The organism is Sporosarcina sp. P33 (genome assembly GCF_002077155.1).
Taxonomy (GTDB): Bacteria; Bacillota; Bacilli; order Bacillales_A; family Planococcaceae; genus Sporosarcina.
In genome coordinates this window covers 620,969-634,382 of the sequence record NZ_CP015027.1, presented here as the reverse complement: position 1 = coordinate 634,382, position 13,414 = coordinate 620,969, and the positions used below count along the sequence as shown (strand labels likewise).

Here is a 13,414-nt window from a genome sequence, read left to right as displayed (position 1 = left end):
AAAGAGCTGACTGCGATTATGCAGTCAGCTCTTTTTTAATGGAAAACGGGCGAACTCTTCATAGGAAGGCTGTTCATTTGGGTGAATCCTGAATAACGTAAATTCTTCTATTAACACAGGCACTGGGTCAATGAGCTTTTTTTCTAACTGCATCTTTTCTTTTGTCTTTCGTTTTTTCGCTATCGTAATATGCGGAACGAACCGGTCATCTCTTTCCAGCTCGAGTATCTTTTCCGTCCGCCTTGCAATCTGTGATTGTAAATCGCAAAGTGCGCTGGAGGATTGAACAGATAAATAGACGACGCGCGGTCCGGTAGATGATCCGAAAAATGATAGTCCTTTGACATACACTGTAAAGGATGTATGAGACTGTGAAATTTTACGCAAGGAAGACGTTAGCCATGATATTTTGGCTTCATCGAGTTCCCCAATATAGCGCATGGTCATGTGCAAATCTTTTTCGTGGGGAAGTACTTTGTATTTGTCATGCAGTTGGTATTCGCTGCGTAATTGCCGGACAACCCCGTGAATCGGATGAGAGATAGAGATGCCGATAAAATAATGTTGTGCCAATTCCAGCTCACCTCCTAATGAATAGTTTCCCTTACATTCAGAAAAATATGCCTGGAATGATAAAATAATTAACATATAGTGCATAGGACAGGGAACGGACTGACAAATCTCTTTGGTAATGTGTATAATAGAAGTGGGATATAACTGAACTATGAAAAACGAGAGAGGGGCTGTGCATATGATTAAAACGCTGATTTTTGATCTGGATGACACATTGATCTGGGATGCAAAAAGTATTTCAACAGCATTTCAGAAAACGTGCGAGTATGCAACTAAGAAAACTGGCGTCAACCCGGTTGAGCTTGAACGTGCTGTACGTCAAGAAGCAAGAGAACTGTATGCTACATATGAAACATATCCACATACGCAAAACATTGGAATCAATCCTTTTGAAGGGCTTTGGGGTGTTTTTGACGATGAGGGAGAAGAGTTTCAGAAGATGAAACAAATCGTTCCAGGTTACCAAAAAGACGCCTGGATCAGGGGTCTCAAGAAGTTGGGTATTGATGATGAAGCGTTCGGCAGGGAACTTGCAGAGGTGTTTCCGAGAGAGCGAAAGAACAGCCCGTATATATATGAAGAAACGTTTGAAGTGCTGGATCAGTTAAAAGAAAATTATCAATTGATTTTGCTGACAAACGGCTCGCCGAGTCTGCAGCAAATCAAGTTAACGATTTCACCTGAGATTCCTCTGTATTTTGATCATATCGTCGTTTCAGGCGCATTTGGAAAAGGAAAACCAGATGCAGCTATATTCCGGCATGTACTGGAATTATGCGGAATACAGGCTGATGAAGCACTGATGATCGGTGATAATCTGATGACCGATATCTTGGGATCGAGCCGTGTTGACATGAAAAATGTTTGGATAAATCGTGAAAATAAGCCGGCAAGCGACGAAGTGATACCGACATACGAAATTGATAATTTAAAAGGCCTGTTCCCGATATTGGATACATTAAAAAACCGATGAGAAAATTTCTCATCGGTTTTCATTCTGCTATACTGGATTCAGGCGGTTCATACAGACAGGAGGTGCGGCATGCTGGAGTATTGCTTGGTTTTTCTTGGGGCTGCGATTCCTTGGATTGAAATTATGATCGTCATTCCTTTAGGTATATTAAGAGGTTTGTCGCCTATGTGGGTGATGATTCTTTCGTTTGCAGGTAATATGCTGACCGTTCTTCTTTTAATTATCGGTTTCCAGCAGGTTAAAGACTGGATTGACCGCAGGAATCAGAAGAAAGGGAAAAGTGAATCGAAACGCCAATTACGCGGCGAACAAATTATGAATAAATATGGATTACCTGTTTTAGCGCTCGCCGGACCCATATTAATTGGCACGCATATAGCCGCTTTCATAGGATTGGTTTTTGGCGCAAAAAAGTTGAATACAGCCGTCTGGTCGGCAATCAGTATCGCCCTCTGGTGCCTGTTATTTGGCATTTTGACTGCGATGGGTTTCGACTTCTTTGTTAATCCCGCATAAAAATCCAGCTGATATAATCATCAGCTGGATTTTTCGTTCTTATAAATCGATTGCTTTCGCATCGTGGATATTTTGAACTTCTTTGATTCGTTTAATGGAAGCAGATTCTACATGATAATCAACCGTCAGCATCATGATTGCGTCTCCGCCTTCAGTGGAACGTCCGACCTGCATCGCTGCAATATTAATATCTTCTTCAGCGAGAAGGGTACCTACGCGTCCGATAGCGCCAGGCTGGTCAATGTGACGGATAAACAATAAGTGGCCTTTTGGAATCGCATCAACTACATAATCGTCTACTTTCACGATGCGTGGTCCAAGACCGTTCAGAAGTGTGCCTGCTACTTTACGGACACCTTTAGCAGTCACGATTTCAACAGTGATCAAGTTCATGAAACCTCTGCCAGTAGTAGTTTTCTGCTCATTCACTTTAATGCCGTAGCGGTCAGCAAGCACTTTTGCATTGACGTCATTGACAGTTTCACCGAGATTACGCTTCAAAAGACCTTTGACAGTATTACGAGTCAGTGCACGTACATCGTAGTTTGCCAATTCGCCCGCATACTGAATGTTGATCTCATCGATAACTGAATTTTGGATTTGAGATAAGAACATTCCAAGCTTCTCTGTCAAGTCGAAGAAAGGTTCGATTTTCGCCAATACATCACGGGATACAGATGGCAGGTTGACCGGGTTACGGACAGAACCGATTGTCAGGAAGTTCACAACGTCGCGGCTGACATCAACTGCTACAGATTCCTGTGCTTCAAATGTGCTTGCTCCTAGGTGAGGCGTTGCAATTACTTGAGGCAATGTAAGCAATTTATGATCCAAGAATGGCTCTTCTTCGAATACGTCCAATGCCGCTCCGGCTACTTTACCTGCAACGATTGCGTCATAAAGTGCATCTTCGTCAATGATTCCGCCGCGTGCACAGTTAATAATTTGTACGCCGTCTTTCATTTTTTCGAATGCCTCTTTATTGATCATTCTGCGGGTTTCTTTCAATAATGGTGTGTGAACTGTGATGAAGTCCGCAGCTGTCAAGACTTCATCCACTGTTCCGATTTCAATGCCAAGCTTTTTAGCAATGTCTTCGGTCAGGAATGGGTCGTAAGCTATTACATTCATGCGCTGGCCTTTTGCACGTCTGGCAACTTCAGCACCGATTCGGCCAAGTCCGATGATACCCAATGTTTTATTTTTTAATTCAACACCAAGGAAAGATTTTCTGTCCCACTTATTGTTTTTCAGTGAGTTGAATGCCTGAGGAATCTTGCGTGCCATTGACATCATCATTGCAACTGTATGTTCAGCCGCAGAGTTTGTGTTGCCGTCCGGTGCATTTACTACGATGATTCCTTTTTCAGTAGCTGCATCTAAATCGATATTATCAACACCTACACCTGCGCGACCGATGATTTTTAACTGATCAGATGCTTCTAATAGTTCTTTTGTCACGGTAGTTTGACTGCGTACCAAAAGTGCATCGAAACCTTTGATGCGTTCTTTTAACTGATCTGGAGTTAAGTCTGTTTCAACTACAATTTCAAAACCTTCTGCCTGCCGTAGTGGGAAAATTCCATCCTCGCTGAGTGGGTCACTGATAAGTACTTTAAAAGCCATGTTAATCATTCTCTCCTTCGATTGTTATTGTGGTTTTTTGTTTGGTATTTCATATGATTGACCATTTATGTATGTTTCGCGCTATCCCCCCTACAGGTAAATTAAAAAAAGCCTTCCATCCCTTACTTATACGTAAGGGGCGAAAAGCTCTATAAACTAACGCGGTACCACCCTTTTTTGCTGCATAAGCAGCCTTCATTCAGCATGCGTAACGTGCATGTGACGGACCAGCCTACTATAGTTCAGCCAATCAATTCGGAAGTGCCTCCAACCTGGGAATCTGCTGATTTTCACCAATGCATCAGCTCTCTGGGAAATTCTTTTCAGGAAGGTTTATCTTCGTCGAAATTGTTTTGCATCTATTAAATTAGAACTAATCATAACACGTCAAAAACTATTGTCAATTACTTTTCAAGAAAATATGAAAAACACGTAAATACGAACGTAATTATTGAAATATTTGTGAACGTTCGGTTATGACTGTTGTTTTATCCGAAATCATCAGTAATTAAAAAAAGTAGCGGTAAATCGCATAAGTCGTCTAATGACAAGAAGTTGCGAAAAACGTGTATAGTGAAGCCTGTACTATTCAATAAAGGAGAGTCGGAAAATGAAAAAGCTAGAATCCATGGAGCAATTTGAGCAACTTAAAACAGAAGAACGAGTGATTTTTTTGTTCACCGCTGATTGGTGCCCTGACTGCCGGGTGATTGAACCATTCTTACCTGCATTGGAAACGGAATTCGCCGAATATCAATTTATCTCTGTAGACCGCGACGACTTCATTGATCTTTGCAGCCAGCTTGATATATTCGGAATCCCGAGCTTCGTTGCATTCAGTGAAGGCAAAGAAACTGGCCGATTTGTCAGTAAAAACCGTAAAACAAAAGAAGAGATCGAAGAGTTTATTAATAGTTTAACGTAACATAGCATGGAGCTTTAACGGGCTGACACATGTCGATATGCGGTAAGACCGAAGTGCTGACAGTCTGCTCAACGCTGAAAACTCATCAAAAAACTGAAGACAAGCTCCTGATTACTGGAGTTTGTCTTCAGTCTCAAACTGTCTCATCATTGAGACGGTTTTTTATTACGTGAAATCTTTCAGCTGTTCCAAAAGGATTTTGGCGCCTTGCGGACTGATGAAAAAGCCATTTGATAACTCTTTATTTTCGTCCAGTACTTCACCAGTAATGAAACAAGCTCTATTGACTTGGTATTTTCTCAGAATAATCCGGTCATCCTCTGCGAAAATCTCGATAGGGTCTCCCTTATCAATCAGCAAAGTATTTCGAAGTTCTTTTGGAATCACAATTCTGCCGAGATGATCAACTTTACGAACAATGCCTAAAGACTTCATAAGCTCCGCCCCCGGGAAAAGTAGTTAGTAGTATCTATTATACACTAACGGACGCTGTCTACAATTTATGAAACTTGAATGCGCAGAAAAATTTGAAAATTAAACTATACAATTTATTTATTAATGCTATAATAGTCAATAATTAAATATTTCTTATCAAGAGAAGCTGAGGGATTTGGCCTGATGAAGCTTCAGCAACCTCTGTGCAGACAGGAAGGTGCTACCTCCAACAAGATTGTTGTCTTGAGAGATAAGAACGGTGAACGGCAAACCCTGATTTCTTATCTTTAGAAAAAAGGGTTTTTTTATATGGAAATACTAATGAGAAAAGGTCAAGGGGGAATTGGAATGCCAATTAATATACCGAAACATCTGCCGGCAGGAGAGTTATTGAAGAAAGAGAAAATTTTTATTATGGACGAAGAACGTGCGGTCGCACAGGATATCCGTCCGATAAATATTCTGATATTAAATTTAATGCCTGAAAAAGAAAAAACGGAACTGCAGTTGCTCCGTTTGCTGGGAAATACTCCTTTGCAAGTAAATGTTACATTCTTGAATACAGCTACGTATGTTTCCAAAAATGTCAGCCAGAATCATCTGGAAACGTTTTATACGACATTTGAACATGTGAAACACCGCCGTTTTGACGGCATGATTATAACCGGCGCACCAGTCGAACTGATGGAATTTGAAGATGTTGTCTATTGGAAAGAGTTAGAGGAAATTATGGATTGGACGAAAACGAATGTTACTTCCGTCCTGCATATATGCTGGGGCGCACAAGCGGCACTTTATCATCACTACGGTATTAACAAGTTTGAATTGCCAAAGAAATGTTTCGGTGTGTTTTCACATGATATTACTGATGCGACGGTGAATCTCGCCCGCGGATTTAATGACGTTTACGTGGCACCGCATTCCCGTCACACAGGTGTTTCATTGGAAGAAATTAAAAAACATCCTGATTTGACTTTGCTTTCAGCTTCTGAAGATGCGGGTGCATTTATTGTGATTTCCAATGATTCTAAACATATTATGGTGACGGGTCATTTAGAATATGATGCCCATACGCTGGCAGAAGAATATGCACGGGATGTACAAAAGGGAGCGGACATTGACGTTCCAGAAAACTATTTCCCGAATGACGACCCGACAAAAGAACCGAAAAACACATGGCGTTCACACACGCATTTATTGTTCTCAAATTGGCTCAATTATTATGTATACCAAAAAACGCCATATGTCTGGAATTAAAAGGCGCGGTGAATAGATGCTTCTAGTTTGCACATACTCCGACTAGTGGAGGTGTATGTTGTGAACATTGATGAATTTTGGGAATTGGCTTTTTGGGAGATGACGCTGCGTACAGTCATTTCATTTGTCGTGCTGCTCATTTTGGCACGATTTATGGGGAAGAAGCAAGTGTCCCAGCTGACATTTTTTCATTATGTGACAGGCATCACGATCGGTTCGATTGCAGCCGATTTGGCAGGAGAGTCTGAAACTCCATTTTTGAACGGACTGTATGGCATGATCTTATGGGCATTGCTGACAATTTTAGCTAATTTTTTATCGTTTAAATCCATTAAGCTCCGTGTGCTGCTTGACGACAAGCCGATGATTGTCATTCAAAATGGGAAAATTATCGAAGGTTCTTTGCGAAAATTACGGTTAAGTTTTAATGATTTGAATATGATGCTGCGTGAGCAATCAGTATTTTCCGTGAAAGACGTCAATTTTGCTATTTTTGAAACAAACGGCAATTTAAGCGTCCTGCTGAAAGCGGGTGAAGAACCTGCCACGAAGAAAGATGTAAAAGCAGCTGTCACGCCGCCGAAATATATTCCAACAGAAATTATTACGGACGGCAAAGTAGAAGAGAAGAATATGCGTGAATTGAAACTGACCGACGTCTGGCTGACAGAGCAGCTAAAAAAGCAAGGCATATCCAAACCTGAACATGTATTTTATGCGGAAATTCAGACAGACGGCAGTTTATATATCAATTCATTAAAGTCGCCATAATGAGAAGGGCCCTGATCTTACATCAGAGCTCTTCTTTTTTATAAAATCTCCCAGTTCCGTTTCTTTGCAACAGCTCTGAGTTTCTCGTCAGGACGAACAGCCACGGGATGCCCGACCCGCTCCAGGACGGGCAGATCCGAAATGCTGTCCCCGTAAGCGAAGCTGCCGGCCCAGTCGACGCTCTCTCCTCGCAGGGCATAATTGATTTGCTCGGTTTTTCTTGTGCCCTGAATATGTAAAAACGGCTGATCCATTGCGATATGTTCTCCAGTTGACGGGATGTCCGTACCGATGATTGTATCGAATGTCAAATGACTGGTAACTGCAGTTAAAAAAGGTGTATATGCACCTGAAACGAGTAACACGCGGTAACCTTCTTTGCGGTGTTTTGCCAGGCGGCTGACGACTTGCTCATTAAAGTCCGCCATCATGACGTCCTGCATGCCGGTGAAAAACCCTTTTAGCTCCGTAAGTGTTAATGATTCGAGTGCCTGCAGATAGAGCATCATGGAACGTTCTTTCATTTTGCTTTCAGGAAGAATATTTAATTTATACCGGATATAAAGCGGCAGGATGGAACGATAAAATTTCCCATAGTATTTTTTGTGGACCGGATGTTTTTTTAATTGATCCATCAATAATTTAAACGTTTCTTCTTTGTACAATGTACCGTCAAAATCAAAAATCGCAACTTTCATAGTAGCACCCCTTTAGCTGTATTTCTCACTACAGTATACAAATATAATGTACAGGAAAGCAAAAAAGCAGATGGAGTAATGACTCCACCTGCTGAAACAGAACGGTTATTGAAGGTTTTTGGGCATGGCTGGCTGACCTTGAAATGGGGCGAATGAATTCAATAGCATCTGCATATCATGCGTATTCAGCTGCGGCACTTGGTAATACTGATGCTTGTTTTGATAAATCGCCAATTCATAGGCCATTTCAATACAGTTCGCTACAGAATCGGCAAGTACCCGGCGGACAACAGGGTTACATACTTCCAATGAAGCGGCTGTCTTGCCTGTCGCGCCTTCTTTGGCAGCCCCAAGCAAGAACCCGGATATGATCTCATCAGTGATTTCACTTGTGGAGTGGATTGGCTTGGAAGGGGCTTTTTCCTTTATGCCGTAGACAAAGTCGCTGCCTGCCTTCATTTGGTAACGCTGGGTCGGATGAGAAGGGTCTTTGCCTGATTTGAAGCATTCGACGGTAATATTGTATTCGTCCAGCATAAACCGGTATTGGCGGTCCAGAATATCCAGAAGTTCGGGGTCCTGTACATGAGGACGCAGAATCATTGATTGATTCAAAGCTCCCACTGCTGCATTTAGAACTTCATGAACATCAAATAATTCATGACCGCCATGATTCATCGATGGGGGAACCTGTTCGCCCTGCATGTTTTGAGATGTTTCGAATTGATTTGTCAACTACATTTCCTCCTTCAATTGTCGTTTGCATCGAGGATAGTATGTGAAGCAAAGATGAACGTATACACATAATCAATCGATTGGTTAATTCATGCATAGCGGGCAGTATGTGATCATATTATTGGGGTAGAACTAGAGAAGGGTAGTGGAGTTCATGCAGATTCATGTAGTTTCACAAGGGGAGAGCTTATACAAAATCGGTAAAATATACGGCGTTCCGTACGAGCAAATTGCGGAAGCGAATGAATTAGAAAGCGACACGCGACTTGCAGTGGGACAAGCGCTTGTCATTCCGATTGTCGGCTCATATTATTGGGTGCGGCCTGGAGACAGTCTGTATTTGATTGCTCAGCGATTCGGATTAACCGTCGCACGACTGGCGGAAATTAATTCGATTAATCCTTCCTCACGATTGATGATCGGTCAGCGGCTGTACATCCCTCAGGAAGTCAAAACGCCAATTGACTCGTTACTGTATGTAGAACCGAGAACCCCGGTCAGTCAGGACATGCTGGCTGAAGTGCGCAGACGCGTGGATGGACTGACTTATTTGGCGATGTTCAGTTATGAAGTCCAGCGGGACGGCTCACTGAAGGCGCCCAGTCTGGCAGATATTCCGGCTATCGCCAGCAATGCAGGGGCTGTAAATATGATGGTGCTAAGCAATCTTGAGAATTTTTCGTTCAGTGCAGAATTGGGGCATGTCCTATTCACTGATCTTGAAGCACAGAACCGGATGATTCAAAATGCTATAAAAATCGCCAAAGAAGTCGGCTATAATGATATTCATTTCGATTTTGAATTACTGTTCCCTGAAGACAGAGAATTATATAACCAGTTATTGCGTAATGCACGGGACCAGATTCACAAAGCTGGTCTTACACTTTCTACAGCGCTGGCCCCAAAGGCAGGAGAAGTGACGACAGGAATATATGGCGCGCATGATTATAAAGCACATGGAGAGATTGTGGATTTCGTTACACTGATGACCTACGAATGGGGTTACACATACAGTGCACCGCAAGCCGTCAGCCCCATTGGACCGGTTTCAAAAGTTGTAGAATATGCAGTGAGTCAGATCCCGCGGGAGAAAATTTTTTTAGGCCAGAATTTATACGGCTATGATTGGTCTGCTCCGTTTGGTCAGCCGGACAGTAAAGCTGCCGCGGCGCTCAGTCCCAGAGCAGCGACTAACTTGGCAATCGAGGTAAACGCGGCAATAGAATATGATGCGCTGGCGCAGGCACCGCATTTTACGTACTACGATGCAGAAGGCACACAACATGAAGTATGGTTTGAAGATGCAAGGAGCATTAATGCGAAATTTAATCTGTTAAAACAATTCAGACTGCGCGGCATCATGTACTGGAAACTCGGACTTGCGTTTCCGCAAAACTGGCTGCTGCTTGAAGATCGGTTCACTGTGCGAAAACGGTAAAAACTGAGGCATTGCATCACGCATTATCTGTATGCAGTTAAAATAATGCGCTTTTGACGGATACAATGTTTTACAGAACAAGAGCCTTTCCTGAAATCAGGAAAGGCTCTGTGATACGTTTTTTATTCATTCGTTAATACTTTCATTGCGTTTTGGAACATTTCCATGTCTGGATTTACGAGTAAAGCAGGTAGGAAAGCAAATGTCATGATTAGCAGTAAGTTTGCTCCTAAAAATGAGCGGAATGTATGAGATTTCTTTGTCATGGCGCTTCGCCTCTTTCTTTTCGTAGTAGTTCCCACGCGTTCGGAAACCTATTCAAATCAATAGTTCAACACCAATTGTTTGAATAGTTTAATAATACACTATATTCAATGAAGTGTAAATGAAAATAATCAAGAGAGTACATAAAATTGACACAAAAGTTAAATGGAAATAGAGAAATTAGAAAAAAATCTTGTAACTTGCTCTGTTTTCAGTAATAATATTGAAATACAAAGAAATATTGCGAACAATTAAAATTCAATTTATTAAGCAGGATTTATTCTTTTCATAAACTAACACTAGTGTTTCTGAAGAAATAGGATAGAGAGAGTGAGCGACTAGTCGCTTATGAACGCATAACGAACAACTTGGAAAGGGATGATTGCAGATGACAAAGATTGGTGAAGTAGATTATAACAATCGTAAACGAGCAAATGATTACGTTCATGAAGTATATGAACTGGTAAAGAAAAGAAATCCAGATGAAAAGGAATTTTTACAGGCAACAAGAGAAATATTCGATTCCCTTCGTCCGGTCTTTGCCAAGCATCCCGAATTTATGTCAAACGGTATTCTTGAGCGCATTACAGAACCTGAACGAATCATTTCATTCCGCGTAGCTTGGGAAGATGATAAAGGGAAAGTTCACGTCAATAGAGGTTTCCGCGTTCAATTCAACAGCGATCTTGGACCTTATAAAGGCGGATTGCGTTTTCACCCATCCGTCAATAACAGTATTATGAAATTCCTGGCTTTCGAGCAAATATTCAAAAATGCCTTAACCGGACAGCCGATAGGCGCAGGTAAAGGCGGCTCGGACTTCGATCCAAAAGGAAAGTCAGATCGTGAAATCATGCGTTTTACACAAAGCTTCATGACGGAACTGAGCAGACATATCGGTCCGGATATTGACGTGCCGGCAGGAGATATCGGTGTGGGCAAACGTGAAATCGGCTATTTATTTGGCCAGTATAATCGTATTAAAGGCGGCTATGAGGCCGGTATCCTTACAGGAAAGAATCCGGATCACGGCGGCAGCTTGGGCCGGAAAGAAGCGACGGGCTATGGTACGGTGTATTTCGTGGATGAGATGCTGAAAGAAAACGGACTTTCATTTGAAGGCCAGACAGTTGTCGTGTCAGGTTCAGGAAATGTTTCGACGTATGCAATGGAAAAAGCTATGCAGCTTGGTGCAAAGGTCGTTGCGTGCAGTGATTCTGACGGTTATATTTATGATAAAAACGGCATTGATCTGGATCTGGTGAAAGAACTGAAAGAAGTCGGCAATAAACGGATTTGGGAATATACAAAAGAGCATTTAGAAGCAGAATACCATGCGGATTGCACAGCAATTTGGTCAATCCCTTGTGATATTGCACTTCCATGTGCGACACAAAATGAAATTGATGAAATTGCAGCGCATATGCTGATCGCTAATGGAGTTAAAGCGGTTGGGGAAGGTGCGAATATGCCTTGTACAATTGAAGCCATTGAAATATTCCAAGAGCACAATGTATTATTTGCTCCTGCAAAAGCTGCCAATGCGGGCGGTGTTGCTGTTTCAGCGATGGAAATGTCTCAAAACAGCCAGCGACTGTCGTGGTCAGAAGAGCAAGTAGATATGCACCTGAAAGAAGTCATGCAGAATATTTACAGAGACTGCAAGAATGCAGCAAATGATTACGGCAAGCCAGGCAATTTAGTCATGGGCGCCAATGTGGCGGGCTTCCTTCGTGTAGCTGACGCAATGGTTGCACACGGCATTAGATAATTGAAGAAAAACAGACACATTTTATTATCATGTGTCTGTTTTTTTTATTCTTTTCTATTGTTTTTTACATAAAATGTGGTATTATAAAAATACATCAACTTGAATAAACATACACACGCTTGCGTGAAAGGGGACGTACCCATGGAAAAGAAAAAAGTTGTTTTAGCCTATTCAGGCGGTTTAGACACATCAGTTGCGATTCAATGGTTAACGGAGCAAGGATATAACGTAGTAGCGGTTTGCCTGGATGTCGGAGAAGGTAAAGATCTCGAATTCATCAAGGAAAAAGCGCTCACGGTTGGCGCGGTCAGCAGCTATGTTATTGATGCTCGAGAAGAATTCGCACAGGATTTCGTCCTTCTTTCTTTGCAGGCTCAAACGTATTATGAAAATAAATACCCGCTCGTTTCTGCGTTATCGCGTCCGCTTATCTCTAAGAAGTTAGTCGAGATCGCACATAAAGAGCACGCAACGGCTGTTGCACATGGCTGCACAGGAAAAGGAAATGACCAAGTCCGTTTTGAAGTGGCGATTAAATCACTTGACCCTTCATTGGAAGTTATAGCGCCTGTCCGTTCATGGAGCTGGTCACGTGAGGAAGAAATTCATTATGCACAGCAGCATAATATTCCTATCCCAATTGATCTGGACAATCCATACTCAGTGGATCAAAATTTATGGGGACGTGCCAATGAATGCGGAATTCTGGAAGATCCTTGGGCTACACCGCCGGAAGATGCATTTGGTTTAACTGTATCTATTGAAAATGCGCCGGATACCGCTGATATCATTGAGATCGGTTTCGAGCAAGGTGTCCCTGTTACGATTGACGGAGAGAAGTATTTGCTCAGTGAATTGATTACGAAGCTGAATGAAATCGCAGGCAAACATGGCGTTGGACGTATTGATCATGTGGAAAATCGTCTCGTCGGTATTAAATCGCGTGAAGTGTATGAAGCGCCAGGGGCTATCACATTACTGAAAGCCCATAAAGAGCTGGAAGATTTGACGCTCGTAAAAGAATTAGCGCACTTTAAACCAATCATTTCGCAAAAGCTAGGGGAATTAATCTATAACGGATTATGGTTCTCGCCGCTCCGCAATGCACTGGAAGCGTTCATCAAAGAAACGCAGCAGTACGTTACTGGCACAGTGCGCATAAAGCTGTTTAAAGGCCATGCGCTGGTTGAAGGAAGAAAATCACCGAATTCATTATATGATGAAAAACTTGCAACATACACATCGGATGACGAGTTCGATCAGGCCGCGGCAGTCGGCTTCATCAAACTATGGGGATTGCCGACTGAAGTTCACAGCATGGTTAATAAAAAACAACTTATCAAACAATCCTAAGAAAATAGAAAAGAGCAGCGCGGCCAAAAGCTTCGCTGCTCTTTTTGAAACTCTTTGCTATTCTTTATCTTGGATAAGT

General features: G+C 42.2%; 14 protein-coding genes and 1 riboswitch. Of the genes, 8 read left to right on the top strand and 6 right to left on the bottom strand.

What is annotated here, in order from left to right; translation table 11 throughout:
- Positions 1-24: 24 nt before the first annotated feature.
- Positions 25-573, bottom strand: a complete 549-nt coding sequence (gene thpR, locus SporoP33_RS03005) for an RNA 2',3'-cyclic phosphodiesterase (protein WP_158233641.1) — start codon at positions 571-573, stop codon at positions 25-27.
- 178 nt (positions 574-751) lie between these two features.
- Between thpR and SporoP33_RS03000 the strand changes: the two genes are divergently transcribed.
- The gene (locus tag SporoP33_RS03000; protein ID WP_081242378.1) at positions 752-1,546 is read left to right on the top strand and encodes an HAD family hydrolase; all 795 of its coding nucleotides are present in this window, start codon (positions 752-754) and stop codon (positions 1,544-1,546) included.
- A gap of 69 nt (positions 1,547-1,615) precedes the next feature.
- Complete coding sequence (locus SporoP33_RS02995) at positions 1,616-2,062, top strand: small multi-drug export protein (RefSeq protein ID WP_081242377.1); 447 nt, start codon at positions 1,616-1,618, stop codon at positions 2,060-2,062.
- Between the two features lie 39 nt (positions 2,063-2,101).
- On the opposite strand, the gene serA is transcribed toward SporoP33_RS02995, so the two are convergent.
- On the bottom strand, positions 2,102-3,688 hold the full coding sequence (serA, locus tag SporoP33_RS02990) for a phosphoglycerate dehydrogenase (protein WP_081242376.1): 1,587 nt from the start codon (positions 3,686-3,688) through the stop codon (positions 2,102-2,104).
- Positions 3,689-4,298: 610 nt separating this feature from the next.
- Here serA and SporoP33_RS02985 point away from each other — a divergent pair.
- On the top strand, positions 4,299-4,613 hold the full coding sequence (locus SporoP33_RS02985) for a thioredoxin family protein (RefSeq protein ID WP_081242375.1): 315 nt from the start codon (positions 4,299-4,301) through the stop codon (positions 4,611-4,613).
- Between the two features lie 165 nt (positions 4,614-4,778).
- Here the strand turns inward: SporoP33_RS02985 and SporoP33_RS02980 are convergent, their stop codons facing one another.
- Positions 4,779-5,048 carry an AbrB/MazE/SpoVT family DNA-binding domain-containing protein gene (locus tag SporoP33_RS02980; RefSeq protein WP_081242374.1) on the bottom strand — a complete coding sequence of 90 codons (270 nt, stop codon included), beginning with the start codon at positions 5,046-5,048 and terminating at the stop codon, positions 4,779-4,781.
- A 150-nt stretch (positions 5,049-5,198) separates the two neighbouring features.
- Positions 5,199-5,305, top strand: a riboswitch (SAM riboswitch).
- Positions 5,306-5,396: 91 nt separating this feature from the next.
- Here SporoP33_RS02980 and metA point away from each other — a divergent pair.
- Both metA and SporoP33_RS02970 read left to right on the top strand, forming a co-directional pair.
- Entirely contained in the window at positions 5,397-6,305 is a 909-nt protein-coding gene (gene metA / locus SporoP33_RS02975; RefSeq protein ID WP_081242373.1) for a homoserine O-acetyltransferase MetA, read from the top strand.
- A gap of 66 nt (positions 6,306-6,371) precedes the next feature.
- Positions 6,372-7,076 (top strand): YetF domain-containing protein, encoded by a 705-nt coding sequence (locus SporoP33_RS02970; protein ID WP_369821963.1) that lies wholly within the window; start codon positions 6,372-6,374, stop codon positions 7,074-7,076.
- A gap of 38 nt (positions 7,077-7,114) precedes the next feature.
- Here the strand turns inward: SporoP33_RS02970 and SporoP33_RS02965 are convergent, their stop codons facing one another.
- Positions 7,115-7,774 carry an HAD family hydrolase gene (locus tag SporoP33_RS02965; RefSeq protein ID WP_081242372.1) on the bottom strand — a complete coding sequence of 220 codons (660 nt, stop codon included), beginning with the start codon at positions 7,772-7,774 and terminating at the stop codon, positions 7,115-7,117.
- Positions 7,775-7,879: 105 nt separating this feature from the next.
- Positions 7,880-8,479 carry a spore coat protein gene (locus SporoP33_RS02960; RefSeq protein WP_099662771.1) on the bottom strand — a complete coding sequence of 200 codons (600 nt, stop codon included), beginning with the start codon at positions 8,477-8,479 and terminating at the stop codon, positions 7,880-7,882.
- 184 nt (positions 8,480-8,663) lie between these two features.
- Here SporoP33_RS02960 and SporoP33_RS02955 point away from each other — a divergent pair, with 184 nt between their 5' ends.
- Positions 8,664-9,947 carry a glycoside hydrolase family 18 protein gene (locus SporoP33_RS02955; protein WP_081242371.1) on the top strand — a complete coding sequence of 428 codons (1,284 nt, stop codon included), beginning with the start codon at positions 8,664-8,666 and terminating at the stop codon, positions 9,945-9,947.
- Between the two features lie 122 nt (positions 9,948-10,069).
- Here SporoP33_RS02955 and SporoP33_RS16195 read toward each other — a convergent pair whose 3' ends face one another.
- Positions 10,070-10,213, bottom strand: coding sequence for a hypothetical protein (locus SporoP33_RS16195; protein WP_196796838.1), 144 nt, complete (start codon positions 10,211-10,213; stop codon positions 10,070-10,072).
- Between the two features lie 386 nt (positions 10,214-10,599).
- Here SporoP33_RS16195 and gdhA point away from each other — a divergent pair, with 386 nt between their 5' ends.
- Both gdhA and SporoP33_RS02945 read left to right on the top strand, forming a co-directional pair.
- Positions 10,600-11,982 (top strand): NADP-specific glutamate dehydrogenase, encoded by a 1,383-nt coding sequence (gdhA, locus tag SporoP33_RS02950; protein ID WP_081242370.1) that lies wholly within the window; start codon positions 10,600-10,602, stop codon positions 11,980-11,982.
- Between the two features lie 141 nt (positions 11,983-12,123).
- On the top strand, positions 12,124-13,335 hold the full coding sequence (locus tag SporoP33_RS02945; protein WP_081242369.1) for an argininosuccinate synthase: 1,212 nt from the start codon (positions 12,124-12,126) through the stop codon (positions 13,333-13,335).
- The last annotated feature ends 79 nt before the right edge of the window (positions 13,336-13,414 follow it).